This window comes from Azospirillum soli, assembly GCF_017876165.1.
GTDB classification, from domain to species: Bacteria; Pseudomonadota; Alphaproteobacteria; order Azospirillales; family Azospirillaceae; genus Azospirillum; species Azospirillum soli.
On record NZ_JAGINQ010000013.1, the window covers coordinates 104,022 to 127,166 of the forward strand.

Here is a 23,145-nt window from a genome sequence, read left to right on the forward strand (position 1 = left end):
ATCATGACGATGCATCTGGATACGGCGCGCCGCGAAGCCGCCGCCACCGAAGCGGAAGCCCCCGTCTTCTACGACGTGGAGGAGGCTGCCCACGCCGAGAGCAGCACCCTTCTGGGTTTCTGGATCTACCTGATGAGCGACGCGCTGATCTTCGCGGTGCTGTTCGCGACGTTCGGCGTGCTCGGCACCCGTTACGCCGCCGGGCCGTCCCCGGCGGATCTGTTCGAACTGCCGCTGATCGCGCTGAACACGTCGCTGCTGCTGTTCTCCTCCATCACCTACGGTCTGGCGATGCTGGAGGTGGAAAAGCGGCGCATGGGGCTGACGCTGTTCTGGCTGGGCGTCACCGGCCTGTTTGGCCTCGGCTTCCTCGTGATCGAGCTTTACGAGTTCTACCATCTGATCGCGGAAGGCGCCGGGCCGCAGCGCAGCGCCTTCCTGTCCGCCTTCTTCACGCTGGTGGGCACGCACGGGCTGCACGTCACGGCCGGCATCCTCTGGCTGGTGACGCTGATGTTCCAGCTGCCGCTGCACGGCTTCATCCCGGAAAACCACCGGCGGCTGATGTGCCTGGGCATGTTCTGGCACTTCCTGGACGTGATCTGGATCGGCGTCTTCACCTTCGTCTATCTGATGGGAGTCCTGAGGGGATGAGCGTTCACGCCGAACACGAGCCCGACCGCGCCGCCGCGCATTCCCGTGGATATGATGGCGGGGGACATGATGGCGGGCATGGCCACGGGCACGATGACACCAGCACCCATCACGGGTCGTTCAAGGATTACCTGATCGGTTTCGGCCTGTCGGTGGTGCTGACCGCCATTCCCTTCTGGATCGTGATGGCGGACGTGTTCCGCAGCCCGACGGTCGCGGCGGTGGTGATCCTGCTGTTCGCCGCCGTGCAGATCGTCGTGCACATGGTCTACTTCCTGCACATGAACACGCGGTCGGAGGGCGGTTGGACGTTCCTGGCGCTGATGTTCACCATCGTCATCGTCGTCATCACGCTGACCGGGTCGCTGTGGGTGATGCATCATCTCGACACCAACATGATGCCGATGTCACCGGAGCATATGCGCAACATGCCGTGACCGAGGCAGCAAACCCGCCGCGTTCGCTCGGCTGGCTGGTCGGGTTCGGGATCGTCGCGACCGTGGTCTTCGCGGTGCTGGTCGCGCTCGGCAGTTGGCAGGTGGAGCGGCGGGCCTGGAAGCTCGCCCTCATCGAGCGGGTGGAGACGCGCGTCCACGCGCCGCCGGTCCCGGCGCCGGGGCGGGCGGAGTGGCCGACGATCACGGCGGCGGATCATGAATACCGGCGCGTGAGCGTCACCGGAGTCTTCCTGAACGACCGCGAGACGCTGGTCGCCGCCTCCACCGTGCTCGGCCCCGGTTCCTGGGTGCTGACTCCGCTGCGGAGAGACGACGGGACGGTGATACTGGTCAATCGCGGCTTCGTCCCGCCCGGCCGGCGCGATCCGGCCACGCGGACGGACGGGCAGGTTGAGGGCAACGTAACGGTGACGGGGCTGCTGCGGATCAGCGAACCGGGCGGGGCCATGCTGCGCGCCAACGACCCGGCCGCCGACCGCTGGTTCTCGCGCGACGTGGCGGCCATCGCGGCGGCGCGGGGGCTGGAGGAGGTGGCGCCGTACTTCATCGACGCGGATGCCGGCGTTGGTGGGCCGGCGTTTCCAGTTGGCGGCCTGACTGTGATCGCGTTTCCCAACAACCATCTGGTCTACGCGATCACGTGGTACGGGCTTGCCGCGATGGTCGCGGGCGGGGCCGCGTACCTGATCCGCCACGAGTGGCGGGAGAGGAGACAGATAGCCCCTCTCCCCCCTGGGGAGAGGGTTGGGTGAGGGGGAAGCGTCGGCCATGGAGAGGTTTTCCGGCCTTGCGGCCGCCCCCTCATCCCAACCCTTCTCCCACGAGGGGAGAAGGGCTTTAGCCTGTGGCATCAAGGCGGCGCAGGTGGGCCATGTAGGCGGGGGCGAAGCGGGTCACCAGCGCGTGCAGGGGCAGGGTCCGCAGGGGTGTGAAGGGAAGCGGCAGGTCCTTCGAGTCGGTGCCGGCACCGAATTTCGCCAGTTCCCGGCCCACCGCGGCCCCCAGCGCCATGCCCCGGCCGTTGTAGCCGACTGCCGCCACCACGCCCGGCGCCAGCTCGTGGAAGTGCGGGCGGAAGTCGGCGGTCATGGCAAGGTGGCCGCTCCAGCTCCGCTCGATGGCCGGGCGGCCGGCTTGCGGGAAGACGCGGGCGATGCGGTCGCGCACGCGCTCCTGCGCGCGGCGGTCGGCGTCCTGAAGGGAGATCAGCGTGCAGCCCGACACCAGCCGGTCGTCGGCGGTCCAGCGGAAGAAATGCAGGTCGCCCTGGGTATCGCTGCACGCCATGTCGGCGGGCAGGATGGACGCCCGCAGTTCGGGCGGCAACGGCTTGGTCACCATCTGGAAGTTCAGGACCGGCACGATGGACCGGCGCAGCCCCGGCCACAGGTCGTCGGTGTAGGCGTTGGTCGCCAGGATCACCCGCTCGGCCGTCACGCTGCCCTGCGGCGTTGTCAGGCGCCACGCCGAACCGGCGCGCTCCAAGCCGGTGACAGGGGTGTCGGTGTGCAGGCCAACCCCCAGCCCGATGGCCGCGCGGGCCATCTCGCGGACGAGCGAGAGTGGGTTGACGTGGCCGCCGGTGGGGGCGAGCATCGCGCCGTGCCAGAAGTCGGTGCCGAGGGCCGCCCGCGCGGCCTCGGCGTCGAGCAGCCGCACATCGGCCCCGCGCGCCTGCCACTGCGCCACGCGCTTGCCCACCGCGACCATGCGGCCGGGGCGGTGGGCCGGCTGGATCCAGCCCTTCTGCACGGCGTCACAGCGCAGCCCGTGCTTTTCGACGAGGCTGAAGACCAGGGCCGCCGAATCCCGGATCATGGCGATCAGCCCTTCGCCCTTCTCGCTGCCGTAGGCGGCGACGAGGTCGGCGGGGTCGAGGCGCGAGAGGGTCGGGATGATCTGGCCGTTGTTGCGCCCGGAACCACCGAAGCCGGCTTCTGCTGCCTCCAGCAGAACGACGCGCACGCCGCTTTCGGCGAGGTGGATTGCGGCGGAGAGGCCGGTGATCCCGGCCCCCACCACGGCGACGTCGGCCTGAAGCGGCCCCTTCAGCGGGGCCGTCTCGGGGGCGGCAACGGCCGTCGCCGCCCAGTGGGATGCCGGCATCCCGGTCATGCCGCGACCTCCGCCTCAGCGGACAGCAGAGTCTTCGTCAAGCTGACCCAATAGCTGGCGCCGATGGCCAGATTGGCGTCGTTGAAGTCGTAGCCGGGGTTGTGCAGCAGGCAGCCGCCCTCCGCCGGGCCGTTGCCGAGCCAGACGTAGCAGCCGGGCCGCTGCTTCAGCATGAAGGCGAAATCCTCCGCGCCCATGGACGGCATCGGATCGTGATCGACATTGTCAGCGCCGACCAGCCGGGCCGCGACCTCGGCGCAGAGCGCCGTCTCATCCGCGCTGTTCACGGTGGCGGGGTAGCGCCGCTCGTACCGGACCTCCGCCGTGCAGCCGAAGGAGGCGGCGGTGTGCTCCGCCAGCACGCGCATGCGGGCCTCCACCGTGTCCTGCACGCTGTCCTTGAAGGCGCGCACCGTGCCCCGGATGGTGACCGACGGCGGGATGACGTTCCAGGTGTCGCCGCCGAAGATCTGCGTCGCCGACACCACGGCGCTGTCCAGCGGGTGCAGGCTGCGGCCGGGGATCGTCTGCAACGTGGTCAGCAGGTGGCCGGCCGCCGTGATGGCGTCGTTGCCCATGTGCGGCATGGCGGCGTGGCTGCCCTTGCCGTGCACGACGATCTCGAAGATGTCGTAGCTGCCCATCATCGGGCCGGGGCGCAGCGCGATGCGGCCCAGCGGCAGGCCCGGCCAGTTGTGCATGCCGTAGACGGCGTCCACGGGGAAGCGGTCGAACAGGCCGTCCTCGATCATCTCGCGCGCGCCGCCCTCGTTCTCCTCGGCGGGCTGGAAGATGACGCGGAGGGTTCCGTGGAAGTCCGGATCGTCGGCGAGGAGCTTCGCCGCGCCCAGCAGCATCGCCGTGTGGCCGTCGTGCCCGCAGGCGTGCATGCGCCCCGGATTGACGGAGCGGTGGGCGAAGTCGTTCGCCTCGTGGATGTGCAGGGCGTCCATGTCGGCGCGCAGCGCAATGGCGCGCTGGCCTCCGTGGCGGCCCTTCAGCGTGCCGACCACGCCGGTGCGGCCCAAACCGGTCGCCACCTCGTAGCCGAAGGCGCGCAGCTTCTCGGCAACGAAGGCGCTGGTCTCATGCTCCTCGAAGGCGGTTTCGGGGTGGGCGTGCAGGTGGTGGCGCCACGCCTGCATCTCAGCACTGAGCGCGGTCGCGGCCGGGTTCAGGCGGACGTTTTCGGGGATGGTCATTTCGGCGTCTCCGTCGCCCCGCCCTCAGGCAGGGTGCTTTCCGGCAGGGTGTAGCGAAAGTCGCAGTGGCTGGCGCCCTGCATGATGGTCTGGGTGCGGGTGAAGCGGGCGTCGGGGCGGTAGCCGCACATGAACTCCCCATCCCGGTTGCAGGACAGGATGTCGCCGATCTCCGCCACACCGATGGCGCGGTAGGTCTCCGCGTAGCGGCAGCGGGTGACGTTGAAGTCCAGCCGGTCGGGCGCCGCCTCGATCACGTCCAGCGCCAGGGCGTCGTTGGCCGTCCACAGGGCGAGACGCTCGCGGAAGGTGGACAGGTCGGCGGTGCCGTGGGTCTTGCGGTCCTCCTCGGCCATGGCGGCGCCGGCGGCGCGGGCCATGACCTCGATGGCGCGGGCGAGGACGGCGCGCGCCCGTTCCCGCCCGATCTCGGGCAGCAGCTGGTCGTAGAGCGCCTTGGCGAACTCCGCCTCGATGCGGCGGCGTTCGAGGATGGGCATGGGTGCGGGGTTGGTCATGGTCTCCTTCTCCCTTCTATCCGCCGAGATAGGCGGCCTGGACCCGAGGGTCGGCGGCCAGTTCGGCGGCGTTTCCGGACAAGGTAACCCGACCCGCCTCCATGACGTATGCGTGATCCGCGACACGCAGGGCTGCGCGTGCGTTCTGCTCGACCAGCAGGATCGAGGTGCCCTCCGAGCGGATTTGCACCAGAAGGTCGAAGATCTGCTTCACCACCATGGGGGCGAGGCCCAGCGACGGTTCGTCCAGCAGCAGAAGGCGCGGCTTGGACATCAGCGCGCGGGCGATGCACAGCATCTGCTGTTCGCCGCCGGAGAGCGAGCCGGCCTTCTGCGACAGCCGCTCGCGCAGGCGGGGGAACAGTTCCAGCATCGCTTCCATGCGGGCGGCACGGTCCTGGGAACGGACCCGTCCGCCGAGCAGCAGGTTCTCGCGCACCGTCATGGTGCCGAAGATCTGCCGCCCCTCCGGCGCCTGCGCCAGACCCAGCTTGACCACCGCGTGGCTGGGGCTGTTGGTCAGGTCCTGGCCGGCGAAGACGGTGGTTCCGCCGGTGGTGCGGTAGATGCCGGACAGCGCGCGCATCAGCGACGTCTTGCCGACGCCGTTGGCGCCCAGCACGGCGACGATGCTGCCTTCCCGCACATCCAGGGAGACGCCGCGCAGGATCTCCTGCGAGCCCATGCGGACCTTGAGGTCGCGCACCTCCAGAATGCGGCGGACGGCGGTCGTGGTGGTGTCGGTGACGGCGTCAAGCGGCATCGTCTTCCACTCCCAGATAGGCTTCGAGCACGGCGGGGTCGCGCTGGACCTGTTCGGGCGTGCCGTCGGCGATCTTGCGGCCCGACGCCAGCACGATCACGCGGCTGCAACTGTTCATGACCAGCCCCATGTCGTGCTCGACCAAGAGGACGGTCACGCCCTCGGCGTGCAGGCGGCGGATGAAGTCGGCCAGCTCCGCCGTTTCGGTGTCGTTCAGGCCGGCGGCGGGTTCGTCCAGGATCAGCAGGCGCGGGGCGGTCGCCAGGGCGCGGGCGATCTCCAGATACTTGCGCTTGCCGTAGGACAGGTTGGCGGCGATCTCCCCCGCCACGTCGGCGAGGCCGACGCGCTCCAGCGCCTCCCAGCTGCGGGCGCTGACGGCGCGGCTCTGCGCGCCGCCGTTGAACAGTGCCCGCCAGGGCGACTGCCCGAAGCTGCCGACGGCGCCGACCGACACGTTGTCGAACACCGTCATGTTGGGGAAGACCCGCAGATTCTGGAAGGTCCGCCCCATGCCCATGCGGGCGATCTGCCAGGGCTTGAGGCCCGTGACGTCCCGCCCGGCGAAGCGCACCGTGCCGGAGCTGGGCGGGGTGAAGCCGGTGATGAGGTTGAACAGGGTGGTCTTGCCGGCGCCGTTCGGGCCGATCAGCCCGACCAGTTCGCCCTGCTTGATGGTGGCCGTCACGTCGCTGACGGCGAGCAGGCCGCCGAACCGTCGGGTCAGGCCGTCGATGGAAAGAATGGTGTTCGCGTCCGTCATGACCGCCTCACTTCCAGCCGACCGGCGTGCCGCCGGACATGGTCGTCCAGCCCCGCGCGAAGGCCCGGCGGACGAAGGCCAGGGACGCGCCTTCGGCCAGCATGCCCTTGGGCAGCAGCAGGATGGACAGGAACATCGTGGCGCCGACCGCGATCATGCGGTAATCGCCGATGTCGCGCAGCGCCTCGGGCAGGACGATCATGAACAGCGCGCCGACCACGGCGCCCGGCAGGCTGCCCATGCCGCCGACCACGACCATCGCCAGGATCAGGATCGATTCCATGAAGCGGAAGTTGTCCGGCGCGATGTAGGCCGACGTGTGGGACAGGAGCGCCCCGGCCACCCCGGCGAAGAAGGTGGAGACGACGAAGGCCTCGACCTTCAGCCGCACCACGTCGATGCCCATGCTGTCGGCGCACTGGTCGTCCTCGCGCAGCGCCCGCAGCGCGTTGCCGTAGTAGGAATGGGTCAGCCGATGCAGCACCCACACGCAGACGACGGCGATCACCGCCACCGCCATGTAGCGGCTGAGCAGGGTGTTGGCCTGCCAGCCGAACAGCTCGATCGGCGGGATGCCGCGGATGCCCATGGGGCCGCGGGTCAGATCGACCCAGTTAAGGAGGATGACGTAGATCATCTCGCCAATGCCGAGCGTGGCGACGGCGAAATAGATGCTGACCAGCCGCATGGTCGGCATCGCCACCAGGAAGCCGACGAAGGCCGCGATCAGCCCCGCCGCCGGCAGGGTGACGATGAAGGGCAGGCCGAGCTTGGTGGACAGCAGGGCCGCCGCATAGGCGCCGATGCCGTAGAAGGCGGCGTGGCCGATGGACAGCAGGCCGGCGGTGCCGGTGATGTGGTTCAGGCTGGCCGACAGGATGACGAAGATCATCGCCGTGATGGCGATCTGGGCGAGGTAGCTGGACCCGGTGGCGGTGATGGCGGCGGGGACGGCCCCGAACACGACCGCCAGCAGAACCACGGTCCAGAAGATCTGCCGGCCGCGCCACGCGGTGGCGGAGGCGGGCAGCGCCGTGGAGGACGGCAGGATCCGAGCGTCAGGCACGTTCACGTCCATGTCCGAAGATTCCTTGCGGGAAGAAGACCAGCGTGATGACCAGAAGGCTGTAGGTGATCAGGTCCTTCCAGCCGCTCGACAGGAACTCGGTCGCGATGCTTTCCGAGACGCCCAGCAGCAGGGCGCAGGCGACGGCGCCCGGGATGCTGGACAGGCCGCCCATCACCATGGCGACGAAGGCCTTCACTCCGGGCGCGAAGCCCATGTGCGGGGAGATCGCGCCGTCGTACAGCCCGACCAGGATGCCCGCCGTGGCGCCCAGCATGGAGCCGACGGCGAAGGTGGTGACGATGGTGCGGTCGGTGTCGATGCCGACGTAACGGGCACCCAGCTGGTTGTTGGACACGGCGCGGATGCCCAGGCCGGTCTGCGTGCGGTACAGCAGGAATTGCAGCGCGCCGAGCATCACGGCTGACGTGGCGAAGATCACCAGGCTGCCGGTGGCGACCATGATGGGGCCGATGGCCACGGGGCGTTGCAGCAGATAGTCCGAGGGGACGCCCTGCATGTCGCCGCCGAAGAGGTGCATCATGATCTCCCGCGCGATGATCGACACGGCCAGCGAGGACAGCAGGGTCGCTTCGCGCATGGCGCGGGATTTCTGGCTGGCCTCGTCGGTGAAGCGGCGGAAGGGGCGGAAGGCCAGACGCTCCAGCCCGACGCCGCTCAGCGCGCCGGCGGCCAGGACCAGCGGCACCACGGCCACCAGCGGCGGGGCCAGCGCGGTGATGACCATCAGCCCGATGAAGGCGCCGATGGTGTAGACCTCGCCATGGGCGAAGTTGACGACGTTCAGGACACCGAAGATCAGCGTAAAGCCGATCGCCATCAGGGCGTAGACGAACCCGATGGACAGGCCATTGATGACCTGTTGCAGAAGGAAGATGTCGAAGATCATGGCAAGCTCCGTTCGCCGTGGGGGACGGCGCGCCGCCCCCCGTTCCCGTCTGTTCGAGGCGGTTCGGTGGCGATCAGGGCTCGCCGATGACCTGGAACTTGCCGTCCTTGACGACCATCTTGGCGAGCGACTTGGTCGGTTCGCGGGTCGCCGGGTCGAAGCTGGTGGCGCCGGTGACGCCCGGATAGTTGGTGGTCTTGGCCAGCGCGTCGCGCAGCGTCTCGCGCGTCACCGACGGGCCGGCGGCGGCCACGGCGTCCAGCATGATGCCGACCGCGTCGTAGGCCTGGGCGGCGAACATGCTCGGCTCCGCCTTGTGGCGCGCGACGTATTCCTTCACGAAGGTCTGCACCGCCGGGTCGGGGTTGTCGGGCGTGAAGGTGGTGGCGAGGTGCAGATCGTTCACCGACGCGCGCCCCAACTCGATCAGCTTGGGCGAATAGAGGGAGCTGGTGCCGTAGAGCGGGATGGTGATGCCCAGCTGTTCGCGCTGCTGCGCGAGGGCGGCACCCTCCTCGTAGAACATCGCCAGATAGATCACGTCGGGCTTCTGGCGGGCGACCTTGGTCAGGATGGAGCGGAAGTCGCGGTTGCCGGGGTTGAAGGTCTCCGTCGCGACGATCTTGCCGCCCTTGGCCTTGTAGCCGTCGACGAAGCCTTCCAGGGCGGAGATGCCCCAATCGTTCTGGATGTAGATGACGGCGGCGGTCTTCAGGCCCTTGGACAGGATCCAGTCGGCGTTGTACGGCCCCTCGAACGCCTGGGTCGTGATGTTGCGGAACTGCCAGGGGCTGATCTTGGTGAAGTCCGGGTGGGAGGCGGTCTGCGACAGCTGCGGCATCTTCTCCGTGGCGTAGATCTCCGCCGCCGCCATCGACACGGTGGAGGAGAAGTCGCCGATCACCCCGACGATCTTCGGGTTGTCCAGGAACTTGCGCGCGATGTTGCGGGCTTCCTTCGGGTCGTCCTTGCTGTCCTCGTAAGCGATGGAGACGGTGGCGCCCGGCAGCTTGCCCGAGGCGTTGAACTCCGCCAGCTTGATGGCGGCGGCGTTGCGGAACATCTCGCCGTACTGGCTGCGGTCGCCGCTGAACGGCGCCTGATAGCCGATCATGATCTCCTTGTCGGCGGCCAGCGCGGCGCCCGCGCTCATCACCGCACCGAGCACGGCCCCAAGGATCATCTTGCTCTTCATGGTCCAGGTTCCCTTAGACGATGGGGCGGCGGTCAGCGGCCGGGGGTGATGGTCAGGTGGCAGCAGGTGCTGCGGCCGGGCTTCCAGGTGTCCACGTCGATGGTAAAGCCGGCCTCGCCGAACGTGCCCTTGTCCACGCAGCCGGCGATGGCGCACAGCGTCTCGACCTCGGCGTCGGGCAGATTGGCCTCGTGCCACGCTTCCTTCAGGGGGCAGGTGTGGAAGCGGATTTCCAGCACCTCCTCGGTGCACTCCACCACCTCCGGGCCGAACATGGCGTCGGCGTCGGGGATGAACTTCAGGAAGGCGTCGCGCAGGCCCGCCAGATCGCCCGGAGCGTAGGGGGAGAAGTTGTGCGCGATGGCCGCGCCCCGGCGGTAGATGGCGCGTTCCATGATGGTGCGCGCCTTCTCCTCGCCGATTTCCTTGCGCATCTCGTCGAAGGCCGCTTCATACACCATGGCGCGGCTCTTCAACGCGCCGCGCAGCATTGCCCGAAACTCGTCCATAGCAGAAAGCCTCCTGTTCTTGGCCTGTTTGAAGTTGTTTGTGGTGGCGACTTTGTTTTGTGATTTTTGGTGTGTTCAGAGCGCCGGCTTGCCGTCGAGGAAGTCTTCCAGGACGGCCTCGTACGGGGCCGTGTCAAAGCCGTTCTCCCGCATCCATCCGGCGTCGTAGTAGGTGTTGCGGTAACGGTCGCCGGAATCGCAGATCAGGGTGACGAGCGAGCCCGTCTGGCCGGCGTCGCGCATGCGCGCGGCGATCCAGCACAGGCCGAAGAAGTTGGTTCCGGTGGACCCGCCGACCCGCCGCCCGAGCCGGCGCGACAGCACCTTCATGCCGGCGAGCGAGGCGGTGTCCGGGACCTTCATCATGTGATCGACCACATCCGGGATGAAGGACGGCTCCACGCGTGGGCGGCCGATGCCTTCGATGCGCGAACCCCGTTCGCAGGTCACGGTGGGGCAGCGCTGGGCGTAGCTGTCGTAGAAGACCGAATGTTCGGCGTCCGGAACGCACAGCCGCGTGGACAGATGGCGGTAGCGGATATAGCGCCCGATGGTGGCGGCGGTGCCGCCCGTGCCCGCGCTCATCACGATCCAGCTGGGGACCGGGTGGCGTTCGCCCCGCATCTGGTCGAAGATCGACTGGGCGATGTTGTTGGCGCGCCAGTCGGTCGCCCGCTCCGCGTAGGTGAACTGGTCCAGATAGGCGCCGCCGACGCGGGCGCTGAGCGCGGCCGCCTCCGCGTAAATGGCCTTGGGCGAATCCACCAGATGGCAGTGTCCGCCGTACAGCTCGATGGCAGCGATCTTCTCCGCCGAGGTTGTGCGCGGCATGACCGCGTAGAAGGGCAGACCCAGCAGGCGGGCGAAATAGGCCTCCGACACCGCCGTGGAGCCGGACGAGGCCTCGATGATCGGGGTGCCCTCGTTGACCCGGCCGTTGCAGATGGCGAACAGCAGCAGCGAGCGGGCGACGCGGTGCTTCAGGCTACCGGTGGGGTGGGTGGATTCGTCCTTCAGGTAGATGTCGATTCCCGGCAGGGCCGGCACGTCCAGCTTCAGCAGGTGCGTGTCGGCGGAGCGCAGCGCGTCGTTTTCCAGGATTTCGATGGCGCGCTGGGTCCAGGCGCGTTCCCCACCGGACGGCAGCGGCGTGCAGTCGAGGCTCACTGGGAACCGGTCGAGAGCGATGGGGAGGGGCGCGGGCGCGTGCTGCGCGGAAGCGGTCATGACACCCTCTAGAGAGCGATGATGGCGTCGATCTCGACCGAAGCGCCCAGGGGGAGGGCGGAGACCTCCACGGTGGTGCGGGCCGGGAAGGGGGCTGCGAAGAAGGTCGCGTAGACCTCGTTCACCGCCTTGAATTGCGTCAGGTCGGTGACGAGGACGGTGCAGCGCAGTGTCTTACTCAGGTCCGTGCCGGCGGCCTCGGCGATGGCCGCGATGTTGCGCAGGCATTGCCCGGCCTGCGTCGGCGCGTCGGTCCCGGCGAACTCCTTCGTCGCCGGATCGATGGGCAGTTGCCCGGAGACGAACAGCAGGCCGCCGGCGATCCGCGCCTGCGAGTAGGGGCCGATGGCGGAGGGTGCCTTATCGGTGGCGATGGGGTCGGTTGCGAAGGGGCTGGTCATGCCTCTGCTTTCTGATTGGTGCGTGGTGTTGCTTGGGAAACGGGCAGTCTGCTCATGCCTTGGCAGGCGATTGCCCGTTGTGTTGTCAAAGTGAAAAATCTTTCCCCGGCGGCCTGATGTTTGGCAAAGTCCACCCGTTCCCCGCCACGAGTGACGAAGGGCTGTGTCCATGACCATCGATGCGATCGACCGGAAGATCCTGGCGGCGCTGCAAGCGGACGCGACGCTGTCGCTGGCGGACCTGGGGAAGCAGGTCGGCCTATCGGCGACGCCGTGCTGGCGGCGCGTGCAACGTCTTGAGCAGGAAGGCTATATTCGCCGCCGCGTCGCCTTGCTGGATCGCGGCAAGCTGAACGTCGATGTGACCGTGTTCGTGGCGGTTCGCACGAGCAAGCACTCCGCGGAATGGCTGGAGCAGTTCCGCCGGGTCGTCGCCGACATTCCGGAGGTCGTCGATTTCTACCGCCTAAGCGGCGATATCGACTATCTGCTGCGAGTGGTGATCCCGGATATCAAGGCCTATGATCAATTTTACCAAAAACTGATCGAACGCATCGAATTGCAGGATGTTTCGTCGATGTTCGCCATGGAGGAAATGAAATCGACCACCGAAATCCCCCTTTCTTACTTGAAAATCTAAGACTTCACACAACCTGTCGGCTGGTTTGGTTCATCCAACCGACACAAAAAATGCTACAGGATCGCGTGTGGAGTTTTTTACCTTTTTTCGGTTGCCGTTAGCAGGAAAGAAGGAAATTTTTTCTTTCTATGTTTATAAATTAGAAAATTTTTGCGCAGCCGTCATGGCTTTTGGAATGGGTCGGCTGCCCAAATGATAGCGCCGTTCCCTGGCGCGGACGCGCACGTCCCTTGAGGCGCCCGTCACCGGGCCGCCCGTGCAAGACGCCGAACCCTGTTTTCCTTTACGCGCTGGCGGTCGCGCGCTCGTCCAGCAGGGAAATGACCCAGATGACGAAGCCGCCCAGCGCGAGGGCGCAGCCCACCCAGCCGGTGGAGGTCCAGCCCCAGCCGGCGGCGATCGCCATGCCGCCCAGCCAGGGGCCGAGCGCGTTGGCGGCGTTGAAGGCGCTGTGGTTGAGGGCGGCGGCGAGCGTCTGCGCGTCCTCCGCCACGTCCATCAACCGGGTCTGCAAGGCGGTGCCGAGCCCGCCCCCACCGCCGATCAGGAAGACGACCAGAGACACCGTCCAGACGTTTCCGGCGGCGAAGGGGAACAGGGCGAGCGACGCGGCGCTCCACAGCAGGATTCCGCCGACCGTCGGCATCAGTGCGCGGTCGGCCGCCCAGGCGCCGGCCAGGGTGCCCACGGTCATACCCATGCCGAAGACGCACAGCACGATGGGCACGAGATGCGGCGACACCTGCGTTACCGCCATCAGTGTCGAGGCGACGTAGGTGTAGACCGCGAACAGGCCGCCGAAACCGATGGCGCCGATTCCGAGCGTCAACCACACCTGCCGGCGCTTCAGCGCCCCCAACTCGCGCAGCGGCGAGGCGTGCGGGTGCGGGCGGTCCTGCGGCGCGAAGGCCCAGACGAGCGCGACGGTCAGCAGCGCCAGCACGCCGACGATGCCGAAACCCCAGCGCCAGCCCAACGTCTGCCCCAGCCAGTTGGCGAGCGGCACGCCGAGGATGGTGGCGATGGTGAGGCCGAGCATCGTGCGCGCCACCGCCTGCGCCCGGCGGTCCGGCGGGACCAGCGACGCGGCGACCAGCGCGGCCACACCGAAATAGGCGCCATGCGGCAGGCCGCTCAGGAAACGGAAGGCGATCATCCAGCCATAGGTCGGGGAAAGCGCGCTGAGCACGTTGGCCAGCGCGAACACGGCCATCAGCCCGATCAGCAGAGTCCGCCGCGCCACCCTGGCCGCGAGAACCGCGATGATGGGCGCGCCTACCACCACGCCCAACGCGTAGGCGCTGATGACGTGGCCGGCGGTCGGCTCGTCGATGGACAGCCCGTGCGCAAAATAGGGCAGCAGGCTCATCGACGCGAATTCGGTGGTGCCGATGGCGAATCCGCCCATGGCCAGCGCCAGCATCACCAGACCTGGGTGTGTCGTGGCACGCTCGGCAGGGGGCATCGTCTCGTCTCCGGTTCCGTTCAGGCTATGCTGCAACGCAAGGTGCACCATATCGGTCGGGAACGGCGGGTGGCAAACCGTGGTCCGGGGTTATTTTCGCAAGTGCGAGATGACGTTTGAGCATGGCTCGCCGCTTCAAGGCAGCGGCATCTTGCGGTCGATTCGCCCCTCGCAAGTATCGGTGCGGCTTTGAACTGCATTTATGGTAATTTCTTGCGAAAACGGGATTAAACTCCCTTAAAGGGATGCGTACCTGTATGGACAATGGGATATTCCCTTCGGAGTGATTTGCTTTTTATCACTTATCGGGTGCCGCCGTTGCGTGATAATCCTTAACGCTACGTTCCGCCGGGAGTTGTTTTAACTTCATCCGTAATGCGATGGGGATAGGACAGCCGGTGGTGCTGCTTCGTGTCCGGACGGCCGGGAGAAGGCCGCACGACACCCGTCATCCAGCGCCCACCGGCGCGGGACGCGGCAGGCTAACGACAAGAGGGAAGACGATGACCCACACGCTTGGAAATTCCGCCGACTCAGGCATCGACCAGGCGTTTTCCAATGGCGGCACCGGACCCGTTCGCGTGCTTGTGGTGGAGGACGAGGCGCTCGTCGCCATGTTCCTGACCGACGTGCTGGAAGATCTGCAGTATGAAGTCTGCGGCGTTGCATCGTCGGCGGCCGATGCCTTGACGATCGCGGAGAGGGAGCGTCCGACGCTCGCCCTGGTGGACATCAATCTGGCGGGCGCCGTGGACGGGATCACGACGGCCTGCACCCTGCGCGAACGCTTCTCCGTGGGCAGCATCTTCATGTCGGGCGACAGCGATCCGGCGGTGATGGAGCGGGCCAAGACGGCCATGCCACGCGGTTTTCTGCACAAGCCCTATGACGCGGATCAGTTGAAGGGCGCCCTGGAGGCGGCTTTCGCGCCGCACTGAACCGTTCTTCACCGTCCGTACGGCCTCGGCGGGACCTTCCCCATAATTTGTTGAACAGTCCAGGGGCCGCGCCGGTCGGTCGCGCCCATGCTTGCGTTGTGCATGGGCCACGCCTCTGACGCACAGGGATGATCGTACCATGACGATGACGACCTCTCAGGACCAGCTCACCCCGCAGGTCATGCTGCGGGCGCTTCGGCAGTTCCAGAAAGGCGACTTCTCGACCCGGCTGCCGATCGACCTGGGCGGGCTGGACGGGGAGATCGCGGCGGCCTTCAACGACGTCGTCGAGATGAACGAGAACCTGACGAAGGAGATCGGGCGGCTCAGCGTTACCATCGGCAAGGAAGGCAAGATCAGCCAGCGCGCCAAGCTGCCGGGCGCGGGCGGCGGCTGGGACCTGTGCGTCGAGAACATCAACGCGCTGGTCACCGACATGACCCAGCCGACGACGGAAATGGCCCGCGTCATCGGTGCCGTCGCCAAGGGCGACCTTTCCAAGTCCATGGCCCTGGAGATCGAGGGGCGCCCGCTTCAGGGCGAATTCCTGCGCACCGCCAGGAACGTCAACACCATGGTGGAGCAGTTGGTCTCCGTCACCTCCGAACTGACCCGCGTGGCGCGCGAGGTCGGCATCGAGGGCAAGCTGGGCGGACAGGCGCAGGTCAAGGGCGTCGCGGGCACCTGGAAGGATCTGACCGACAACGTCAACATGATGGCCGCCAACCTGACGGCCCAGGTCCGCAACATCGCCGAGGTGACCACGGCGGTGGCGAACGGGGATCTGTCCAAGAAAATCACTGTGGACGTGAAGGGCGAAATTCTGGAGCTGAAGTCCACGATCAACACGATGGTGGACCAGCTCAACAGCTTCGCGTCGGAGGTCACCCGCGTTGCCCGCGAGGTGGGCTCGGAGGGCAAGCTGGGCGGGCAGGCGGTGGTGCGGGGCGTTGCCGGCACCTGGAAGGATCTGACGGACAACGTCAACCTGCTGACCGGCAATCTGACCAATCAGGTGCGCAACATCGCCGAGGTGGCGACCGCCGTCGCGAAGGGCGACCTGTCCAAGAAGATCACCGTCGATGTGAAGGGCGAGATTTTGGAGCTGAAGAACACCATCAACACGATGGTCGATCAGCTCAACAGCTTCGCCAGTGAGGTCACCCGCGTCGCGCGTGAGGTCGGTACGGAAGGAAAGCTGGGCGGTCAGGCGCAGGTCGAGGGCGTCGGCGGCACCTGGAAGGATCTGACGGACAACGTCAACCTGCTGACCGGCAACCTGACCAATCAGGTTCGCAACATCGCCGAGGTGGCGACCGCCGTCGCGAAGGGCGACCTGTCCAAGAAGATCACCGTCGATGTGAAGGGCGAGATTCTGGAGCTGAAGAACACCATCAACACCATGGTGGACCAGCTCAACAGCTTCGCGTCCGAGGTCACCCGTGTGGCCCGTGAAGTGGGTACGGAAGGGCGTCTTGGCGGGCAGGCCCGCGTGGAAGGCGTGGCGGGCACTTGGAAAGACCTGACGGACAACGTCAACCTGCTGACCGGCAACCTGACCAATCAGGTCCGCAACATTGCGGAAGTGACCACGGCGGTGGCGAACGGCGACCTGTCGAAGAAGATCACGGTGGACGTGAAGGGCGAGATTCTGGAGCTGAAGAACACCATCAACACCATGGTGGACCAGCTCAACAGCTTTGCGAGTGAGGTTACGCGCGTGGCGCGCGAGGTGGGGTCCGAGGGCAAGCTTGGCGGACAGGCGCAGGTCAAGGGCGTCGCGGGGACTTGGAAAGACCTGACCGACAACGTGAACCTGATGGCGTCCAACCTGACCTCTCAGGTGCGCAACATCGCCGAAGTGACAACGGCCGTCGCGAACGGGGATCTGTCCAAGAAGATCACTGTCGATGTGAAGGGCGAGATCCTCGAGCTGAAGTCCACGATCAATACCATGGTCGACCAGCTCAACAGCTTCGCGAGCGAGGTGACGCGCGTCGCCCGCGAGGTGGGCTCGGAAGGCAAGCTGGGTGGTCAGGCGCAGGTGAAGGGTGTGGCCGGCACCTGGAAGGATTTGACCGACAGCGTCAATCTGATGGCCGCCAATCTGACGGGACAGGTGCGCAACATCGCCGAGGTGACCACGGCGGTGGCGAACGGGGATCTGTCCAAGAAGATCACGGTGGACGTGAAGGGTGAGATTCTGGAGCTGAAATCCACGATCAACACGATGGTGGACCAGCTCAACAGCTTCGCAAGTGAGGTCGCGCGGGTGGCGCGCGAAGTCGGCATTGAGGGCAAGCTGGGCGGGCAGGCGCAGGTGAAGGGGGTTGCCGGCACCTGGAAGGACCTGACCGACAACGTGAACATGATGGCCGCCAACCTGACCGGTCAGGTGCGCAACATCGCTGAGGTGACGACGGCCGTTGCGCGGGGCGATCTGTCGAAGAAGATCACCGTCGATGTACGCGGCGAAATTCTGGAATTGAAGAACACCATCAACACGATGGTCGATCAGCTGAACAGCTTCGCGTCCGAAGTGACGCGCGTTGCCCGTGAGGTCGGTTCGGAAGGCAAGCTGGGTGGTCAGGCCAAGGTCGAAGGCGTCGGCGGCACCTGGAAGGACCTGACCGACAACGTGAACATGATGGCGACGAACCTGACCAATCAGGTGCGCGGCATCGCGGAGGTCGTCACGGCGGTGGCGCAGGGCAACCTGAAGCGCAAGCTGACGGTGGACGCCAAGGGCGAGATCGCCGCGCTGGCCGACACGATCAACGGCATGATCGAGACGCTGGCGATCTTCGCCGATCAGGTGACCAACGTGGCGCGCGAGGTCGGCATCGAGGGCAAGCTGGGCGGCCAGGCCAAGGTGCCGGGGGCGACCGGCGTGTGGCGCGACCTGACCGACAACGTCAACCAGCTCGCCGCCAACCTGACCACCCAGGTGCGCGCCATCGCCGAGGTCGCCACCGCCGTGACCAAGGGCGACCTGACCCGCTCCATCACCGTCGAGGCCTCCGGCGAGGTCGCGGCGCTGAAGGACAACATCAACGAGATGATCCGCAATCTTCGCGACACCACGCTGAAGAATGCGGAGCAGGACTGGCTGAAGACCAACCTCGCCAAGTTCACCCGCATGCTGCAGGGCGAGCGCGATCTGGTCACCGTTTCCAACCTGATCCTGTCGGAGATCGCGCCGCTGGTGAACGCTCAGCACGGCGTCTTCTACGTCGCCGCGCGCGAGAACGACGAGCCGGTGCTCGACCTCGTCGCCAGCTATGCGCTGAAGGAGCGCAAGAACCTCGGCAACCGCTTCGCGCTGAAGCAGGGGCTGGTCGGGCAGTGCGCGTACGAGAAGAAGCGCATCCTGCTGACCAACGTGCCGAAGGACTACGTCGCCATCAGCTCCGGCCTGGGCGAGGCGCCGCCGATGAACATCATCGTGCTGCCGGTGCTGTTCGAGAACGAGGTGAACGCGGTCATCGAGCTGGCCTCCTTCAACCGCTTCAGCGAGACGCACCAGTCCTTCCTGGAGCAGCTGACCGAGAGCATCGGCATCGTGCTGAACACCATCGCCGCCAACATGCGCACGGAAGGCCTGCTGAAGCAGTCGCAGCGCCTGACCACCGAACTGCAAAGCCAGCAGGAGGAGCTGAAGACCACCAACGAGCGGCTGGAACAGCAGGCCGCCTCGCTCCGCCAGTCGGAGGAGCTGTTGAAGGCCCAGCAGGAGAAGCTGCGCCAGACCAACGAGGCGCTGGAGGAAAAGGCCGAACAGCTGGAACGCCAGAACGTGGAGGTCGAGCGCAAGAACCGCGAGGTCGTGCTCGCCAAGGCGGCGCTGGAGGAGAAGGCCGAACAGCTCTCCCTCACCTCCAAATACAAATCGCAGTTCCTGGCGAACATGAGCCACGAGCTGCGCACGCCGCTGAACAGTCTGCTCATCCTATCGAAGCTGCTGGCCGATAACCCTGACACCAACCTCAGCGACAAGCAGGTGGAGTTTGCCCGCACCATCCACGCGGCGGGCACCGACCTGCTGAGCCTGATCAACGACATCCTCGACCTGTCGAAGATAGAATCCGGCACGGTCACGCTGGAAATCGGCGAGGTGGTGCTGGACGACCTGCGCGGTCATGTGGAGCGCACCTTCGCCCAGCTGGCCCAGGAAAAGGGGCTGCGCTTTTCCATCGAGATGGACCAGCGCCTGCCCGACGCGATCCAGACGGACGAGAAGCGGCTGGAGCAGGTGCTGAACAACCTTTTGTCCAACGCCTTCAAGTTCACGGAAACGGGCGGCGTGACCTTCCGGCTGGAGCCGGCCACCCAGGGCTGGAGCAGCGGCCATCCGGTGCTGAACGCGGCCGATCAGGTGCTGGCCTTCTCGGTCATCGACACCGGCATCGGCATCCCGGAGGAGAAGCAGCGCATCATCTTCGAGGCGTTCCAGCAGGCCGACGGCACGACCAGCCGCAAGTATGGCGGCACGGGCCTCGGCCTCTCGATCAGCCGCGAGATCGCGCGCCTGCTGGGCGGCGAGATCCGGGTCAGCAGCGCGATGGGGCAGGGCAGCACCTTCACGCTCTACGTGCCGCTGAACTTCGACCTCGCCAGCCACGCGGAACAACAGGCGTCCAGGACGGCGGCGGCCACCGCGCCGACGCGGCCGATCGTCGCCTCCGGCTCCGAGGAAGGGCTGGCGCTGCTGCAACTCCACCCGTCCATGGACGACCGCGAGCGCATCCGGCCGGGCGACCCGCTGGTGCTGGTGATCGAGGATGACGTGAAGTTCGCCTCCATCCTGATCGACCTGACGCGGGAGAAGGGCTTCAAGGTGATCATGGCGAACGCCGGCGGCCCGGCCATGCCGCTGGCCCGCAAGTACCGGCCCGACGCCATCCTGCTCGACATCGGCCTGCCGGACATGAACGGCTGGGCGCTGCTGGACCTGCTGAAGCGCGACCCGCAGACCCGCCACATCCCTGTGCACATCATCTCCGCCAAGGACGAGCGGCGGCGCGGGCTCGCCATGGGGGCCTTCGCCTACAGCGAGAAGCCGGTGGACCGCGACGCGATCTTCGCCGCGCTGAACAAGGTCAAGGGCTTCGTGGAGCGGCACCACCGCAAGCTGCTGATCGTCGAGAAAGAGGGGGAGCAGCCGGGGGCCATCGCCGCGCTGGTCGGCAACGGCGACGTGGAAAGCCGCAGCGTGGCCACCGTGGAAGAGGCGAAGGAGGCGCTGGCGCAGGAGGCGTTCGACTGCATGGTGCTGGACCTCACCCACCCGCAGCCGGCCGATTTCGACCTGATCGAGGGGCTGCGCGCCCACGAGGGCACGGCCTGGATGCCGGTCGTCGTCTACGCGGCCGAGACCATCGCGCCGGAGGACGAGACGCGGCTGCGCCGGCTGGCCGAATCGGTGGTGCTGAAGGAGGTGCGGTCGTCCGGCTCCCTGCTGGACGAAACGGCGCTGTTCCTGCACCGCGCCGTGGACCGCCTGCCCGAGGACAAGCGCCGGACCCTGCTGGAACTGCGCCAGCGCGACCCGTCGCTGGCCGGAAAGAAGGTGCTGATCATCGATGACGACTTCCGAAACATCTTCTCCCTGGCGAGCGTTCTCGAAGCGCACGACATGACCGTGCTGCACGCCGAAAGCGGCATGGACGGGCTGGCGCGGCTGAAGGAAACTTCGGATGTGGACGTCGTGCTGGTGGACATCATGATGCCGAACATGGACGGCTATCAGACCATTCGGGAAATCCGCTCCATGCCCGGCCGGCAGGGGCTGCCGGTGCTCGCCGTGACCGCCAAGGCGATGAAGGGCGACCGGGAGAAGTGCATCGAGGCGGGCGCCACCGACTATCTTGCCAAGCCGGTGGACGTTGACCATCTGGTCTCGCTCCTGCGCGTCTGGACCGGCCGGCAGCACGCCGCGCCGCCCACCGGCGTGCCGACGATCCTTCAGCGCCCCAACCGGGAATGAGAGGCTGGCCGATGCCCTCACGGGACGACAGCAATGGGTTCCAGCGCGCCATGGCGGCGATGCCGGTCGAGGTGACGGGCGGGGCGGCGGACAGCCTGCCCCCGCCCGAGGCGCGCATCCTGGTGGTGGACGACGATCCGCGCAACCTGTTGGCCATGCGGGAGACGCTGGGCGATCTGGGCGCCACGCTGGTGCTTGCCCGCTCCGGCGAGGAGGCGTTGAAGCACGTCCTGGACGAGGATTTCGCGGTCATCCTGCTGGATGTGCACATGCCGGACATGGACGGCTATGAGACGGCCGAGCTGATCCGCCACCGCCGGAAATCGCGGCACATCCCCATCCTGTTCCTGACGGCCATCAACAAGGACGAGATGCACATCTTCCGCGGCTATTCGACGGGTGCCGTGGATTACATGTTCAAGCCGGTCGATCCGGTGATCCTGCGCAGCAAGGTGTCCGTCTTCGTCGAGCTGTACCGCAAGACCGAGGAGGTGAAGCGGCAGGCCGAGCTGAAGCAGCGGTTGATGACCGAGAATTTCCGCGTGCGCACGGAAAAGATGATGGCCGAACAGGCGCTCCGCCGGTCGGAGGAACGGCAGGCGCTGATCGTGCGGTCGCTGCCCATCCTGCTCTACACCGCCGACATCAATGGCGCCGGGGTAGGGGCCGGCACGCCCTTCCGCTACGTCACCGAGAATGTCGAGACGCTGTTCGGTTTCCCCGCCGAACGGTTCCTGCGCGAGGCGGGGTTCTGGGAATCGCGCATCCACCCGGACGACCGGGAGCGCGTGCGGGTGCAGATGGCGGATCTCGCCGGGGACGGCGTGTCCACCGCCACCGCCACCACCACCGTCGAGTACCGCTGGCGCGATGCGGAGGAGACGTACCGGGTCCTGCTGGATCAGGCGATCGCGCTGCGCGACTCCGATGGGGAGGCGCTGGAGATCTGCGGCACCATCCTGGACGTGACCGAAACGCGGGAGATGCAGAACCAGCTGGCCCACGCCCAGAAGATGGAGACCATCGGCCAGCTGACCGGCGGGATCGCGCACGACTTCAACAACATGCTGATGGTGGTCATCGGCAGCCTGGAACGGCTCGGCCGTCTGGTCGGCGACAATCCCAGGGCAGCCCGAAAGCTGGAGATGGCGCTTCAGGCGTCCCTGCGCTGCTCCGACCTGACGCGGCGCCTGCTCGCCTTCGCGCGGCGCCAGCAGCTTCATCCCGAGCGCGTGGACATGGAAGCCCTGGTGCGCAACATGGGCGAACTGATGGAGCGCACCCTGGGGCCGACCGTCGACATGGTCATTACCAGCACGCCGCCGTTGTGCCCGGCGCTGGTGGACCGGACGCAGGCGGAATCGGCTCTGCTCAATCTGGTGATCAACGCCCGCGACGCCATGCCGGGCGGCGGGCGCCTGACCATCGAGACCTCCACTCTGACGGTGGAGGAGGACGCGCCCCCGGCCGGTCTGGACCTGAAGCCCGGCAAATACGTGTGCCTCAGCGTGTCGGACACCGGGTCCGGCATGCCGCCGGAGGTGCTGGAGCGCGCCTTCGAGCCCTTCTACACCACCAAGGATGTCGGCAAGGGCACCGGCCTCGGCCTCAGCATGATCCACGGATTCGTGAGGCAGTCCGGCGGCGTCATCAAGGTGGAGAGCGACGTCGGCCGGGGGACGGCCTTCCACCTCTACATCCCCTGCGCGCCGGACGATGCGGAAGCGGAACGGAGCGTGGAGACGGTAGGAAGCCCGAACGACGATGTTCCGGGCGGCGCCCTCCAGGGGCAGGGCGAGGTGGTCCTGGTGGTGGACGACGAGCAGCACGTGCGCGACGTTGCCGCGATGACCTTGCAGGATCTCGGCTACACGGTGCTGAAGGCGGAGAACGGCCCGCAGGCGCTGGAGGTGTTGCAGGCCAACCCGCGCGTGGACCTGCTGTTCACGGACATCGTCATGCCCGGCGGGATGAACGGGATGGAGCTGGCGCGGGAGTGCCTGTGCCTGCGGCCCGGACTGAAGCTGCTGTACGCGTCCGGCTACGCGCATGGGGTGGGCGCCGGCGAGGGCGCCGGGGGGCCGGGCGCGGAGATGCTGGTGAAGCCCTACCGCGACCGCGATCTGGCGCGGTCGGTGCGCGCGGCGCTGAAGGCGGGTTCTTAGAGCGGATTTCGATTTGCTCTGGACCGCGACGGCGGTCCCGGACGCTCGTGCGTCCGAAGCCCGGCCGGCGTGTGAGGCCGTTTGAATCTAAAGCGAATGGAAATTCGCTTTAAGGCGGTTCCTGTCCGTCCAAAGCCCTTCTCCCCTGGCAAGGAGAAGGGCTTTGTGGA

General features: G+C 66.9%; 19 protein-coding genes. 7 read left to right on the forward strand and 12 right to left on the reverse strand.

The window, feature by feature from the left end; all coding sequences use genetic code 11:
* Positions 1–3: 3 nt before the first annotated feature.
* The 3 genes from cyoC to J2852_RS19945 are packed head-to-tail and all read left to right on the forward strand — an operon-like array spanning position 4 to position 1,864.
* Complete coding sequence (cyoC, locus tag J2852_RS19935; RefSeq protein ID WP_246499866.1) at positions 4–654, forward strand: cytochrome o ubiquinol oxidase subunit III; 651 nt, start codon at positions 4–6, stop codon at positions 652–654.
* Positions 651–1,091 (forward strand): cytochrome o ubiquinol oxidase subunit IV, encoded by a 441-nt coding sequence (cyoD, locus tag J2852_RS19940; protein WP_209878767.1) that lies wholly within the window; start codon positions 651–653, stop codon positions 1,089–1,091. Before cyoC ends, cyoD begins: the two co-directional genes overlap by 4 nt.
* Positions 1,088–1,864 carry an SURF1 family protein gene (locus tag J2852_RS19945; protein ID WP_209878769.1) on the forward strand — a complete coding sequence of 259 codons (777 nt, stop codon included), beginning with the start codon at positions 1,088–1,090 and terminating at the stop codon, positions 1,862–1,864. Before cyoD ends, J2852_RS19945 begins: the two co-directional genes overlap by 4 nt.
* 85 nt (positions 1,865–1,949) lie before the next feature.
* Here the strand turns inward: J2852_RS19945 and J2852_RS19950 are convergent, their stop codons facing one another.
* From J2852_RS19950 to J2852_RS20000, 11 genes are all read right to left on the reverse strand, one after another.
* Positions 1,950–3,227 (reverse strand): NAD(P)/FAD-dependent oxidoreductase, encoded by a 1,278-nt coding sequence (locus J2852_RS19950; RefSeq protein ID WP_209878771.1) that lies wholly within the window; start codon positions 3,225–3,227, stop codon positions 1,950–1,952.
* Positions 3,224–4,429 carry a M20 aminoacylase family protein gene (locus J2852_RS19955; protein ID WP_209878773.1) on the reverse strand — a complete coding sequence of 402 codons (1,206 nt, stop codon included), beginning with the start codon at positions 4,427–4,429 and terminating at the stop codon, positions 3,224–3,226. Before J2852_RS19955 ends, J2852_RS19950 begins: the two co-directional genes overlap by 4 nt.
* Entirely contained in the window at positions 4,426–4,947 is a 522-nt protein-coding gene (locus tag J2852_RS19960; protein ID WP_209878775.1) for an L-2-amino-thiazoline-4-carboxylic acid hydrolase, read from the reverse strand. Before J2852_RS19960 ends, J2852_RS19955 begins: the two co-directional genes overlap by 4 nt.
* 16 nt (positions 4,948–4,963) lie before the next feature.
* Complete coding sequence (locus tag J2852_RS19965) at positions 4,964–5,710, reverse strand: ABC transporter ATP-binding protein (protein WP_209878777.1); 747 nt, start codon at positions 5,708–5,710, stop codon at positions 4,964–4,966.
* Positions 5,700–6,473 carry an ABC transporter ATP-binding protein gene (locus tag J2852_RS19970; protein WP_209878779.1) on the reverse strand — a complete coding sequence of 258 codons (774 nt, stop codon included), beginning with the start codon at positions 6,471–6,473 and terminating at the stop codon, positions 5,700–5,702. Before J2852_RS19970 ends, J2852_RS19965 begins: the two co-directional genes overlap by 11 nt.
* A gap of 7 nt (positions 6,474–6,480) precedes the next feature.
* Positions 6,481–7,539 (reverse strand): branched-chain amino acid ABC transporter permease, encoded by a 1,059-nt coding sequence (locus J2852_RS19975; RefSeq protein WP_343206785.1) that lies wholly within the window; start codon positions 7,537–7,539, stop codon positions 6,481–6,483.
* The gene (locus J2852_RS19980; RefSeq protein WP_209878782.1) at positions 7,532–8,449 is read right to left on the reverse strand and encodes a branched-chain amino acid ABC transporter permease; all 918 of its coding nucleotides are present in this window, start codon (positions 8,447–8,449) and stop codon (positions 7,532–7,534) included. Before J2852_RS19980 ends, J2852_RS19975 begins: the two co-directional genes overlap by 8 nt.
* 73 nt (positions 8,450–8,522) lie before the next feature.
* Complete coding sequence (locus J2852_RS19985) at positions 8,523–9,644, reverse strand: ABC transporter substrate-binding protein (protein WP_209878784.1); 1,122 nt, start codon at positions 9,642–9,644, stop codon at positions 8,523–8,525.
* A 32-nt stretch (positions 9,645–9,676) separates the two neighbouring features.
* Complete coding sequence (locus J2852_RS19990; protein ID WP_209878786.1) at positions 9,677–10,153, reverse strand: L-2-amino-thiazoline-4-carboxylic acid hydrolase; 477 nt, start codon at positions 10,151–10,153, stop codon at positions 9,677–9,679.
* A 75-nt stretch (positions 10,154–10,228) separates the two neighbouring features.
* Complete coding sequence (locus J2852_RS19995; protein ID WP_209878788.1) at positions 10,229–11,380, reverse strand: PLP-dependent cysteine synthase family protein; 1,152 nt, start codon at positions 11,378–11,380, stop codon at positions 10,229–10,231.
* 8 nt (positions 11,381–11,388) lie between these two features.
* Positions 11,389–11,781 carry a Rid family detoxifying hydrolase gene (locus J2852_RS20000; RefSeq protein ID WP_209878790.1) on the reverse strand — a complete coding sequence of 131 codons (393 nt, stop codon included), beginning with the start codon at positions 11,779–11,781 and terminating at the stop codon, positions 11,389–11,391.
* A gap of 169 nt (positions 11,782–11,950) precedes the next feature.
* Between J2852_RS20000 and J2852_RS20005 the strand changes: the two genes are divergently transcribed.
* Entirely contained in the window at positions 11,951–12,421 is a 471-nt protein-coding gene (locus J2852_RS20005) for an Lrp/AsnC family transcriptional regulator (protein WP_209878792.1), read from the forward strand.
* 283 nt (positions 12,422–12,704) lie between these two features.
* Here the strand turns inward: J2852_RS20005 and J2852_RS20010 are convergent, their stop codons facing one another.
* Positions 12,705–13,886: an MFS transporter gene (locus tag J2852_RS20010; protein WP_209878794.1), complete on the reverse strand. Its 1,182-nt coding sequence runs from the start codon at positions 13,884–13,886 to the stop codon at positions 12,705–12,707.
* A 503-nt stretch (positions 13,887–14,389) separates the two neighbouring features.
* Here J2852_RS20010 and J2852_RS20015 point away from each other — a divergent pair.
* The 3 genes from J2852_RS20015 to J2852_RS20025 all read left to right on the forward strand — a co-directional run bounded on the left by J2852_RS20015 (position 14,390) and on the right by J2852_RS20025 (position 22,975).
* Entirely contained in the window at positions 14,390–14,824 is a 435-nt protein-coding gene (locus J2852_RS20015; RefSeq protein WP_209878796.1) for a response regulator, read from the forward strand.
* A gap of 139 nt (positions 14,825–14,963) precedes the next feature.
* Positions 14,964–20,810, forward strand: coding sequence for a HAMP domain-containing protein (locus J2852_RS20020; RefSeq protein ID WP_246499867.1), 5,847 nt, complete (start codon positions 14,964–14,966; stop codon positions 20,808–20,810).
* An 11-nt stretch (positions 20,811–20,821) separates the two neighbouring features.
* Positions 20,822–22,975 (forward strand): response regulator, encoded by a 2,154-nt coding sequence (locus J2852_RS20025; protein WP_246499868.1) that lies wholly within the window; start codon positions 20,822–20,824, stop codon positions 22,973–22,975.
* The last annotated feature ends 170 nt before the right edge of the window (positions 22,976–23,145 follow it).

Coding starts and splice junctions, on each gene's coding strand:
- cyoC (WP_246499866.1), top strand. CDS start 4: ATGACGATGCATCTGGATACGGCGCGCCGCGAAGCCGCCGCCACCGAA.
- cyoD (WP_209878767.1), top strand. CDS start 651: ATGAGCGTTCACGCCGAACACGAGCCCGACCGCGCCGCCGCGCATTCC.
- J2852_RS19950 (WP_209878771.1), bottom strand. CDS start 3,227: ATGACCGGGATGCCGGCATCCCACTGGGCGGCGACGGCCGTTGCCGCC.
- J2852_RS19955 (WP_209878773.1), bottom strand. CDS start 4,429: ATGACCATCCCCGAAAACGTCCGCCTGAACCCGGCCGCGACCGCGCTC.
- J2852_RS19960 (WP_209878775.1), bottom strand. CDS start 4,947: ATGACCAACCCCGCACCCATGCCCATCCTCGAACGCCGCCGCATCGAG.
- J2852_RS19965 (WP_209878777.1), bottom strand. CDS start 5,710: ATGCCGCTTGACGCCGTCACCGACACCACCACGACCGCCGTCCGCCGC.
- J2852_RS19970 (WP_209878779.1), bottom strand. CDS start 6,473: ATGACGGACGCGAACACCATTCTTTCCATCGACGGCCTGACCCGACGG.
- J2852_RS19980 (WP_209878782.1), bottom strand. CDS start 8,449: ATGATCTTCGACATCTTCCTTCTGCAACAGGTCATCAATGGCCTGTCC.
- J2852_RS19985 (WP_209878784.1), bottom strand. CDS start 9,644: ATGAAGAGCAAGATGATCCTTGGGGCCGTGCTCGGTGCGGTGATGAGC.
- J2852_RS19990 (WP_209878786.1), bottom strand. CDS start 10,153: ATGGACGAGTTTCGGGCAATGCTGCGCGGCGCGTTGAAGAGCCGCGCC.
- J2852_RS19995 (WP_209878788.1), bottom strand. CDS start 11,380: ATGACCGCTTCCGCGCAGCACGCGCCCGCGCCCCTCCCCATCGCTCTC.
- J2852_RS20000 (WP_209878790.1), bottom strand. CDS start 11,781: ATGACCAGCCCCTTCGCAACCGACCCCATCGCCACCGATAAGGCACCC.
- J2852_RS20005 (WP_209878792.1), top strand. CDS start 11,951: ATGACCATCGATGCGATCGACCGGAAGATCCTGGCGGCGCTGCAAGCG.
- J2852_RS20010 (WP_209878794.1), bottom strand. CDS start 13,886: ATGCCCCCTGCCGAGCGTGCCACGACACACCCAGGTCTGGTGATGCTG.
- J2852_RS20015 (WP_209878796.1), top strand. CDS start 14,390: ATGACCCACACGCTTGGAAATTCCGCCGACTCAGGCATCGACCAGGCG.
- J2852_RS20020 (WP_246499867.1), top strand. CDS start 14,964: ATGACGATGACGACCTCTCAGGACCAGCTCACCCCGCAGGTCATGCTG.
- J2852_RS20025 (WP_246499868.1), top strand. CDS start 20,822: ATGCCCTCACGGGACGACAGCAATGGGTTCCAGCGCGCCATGGCGGCG.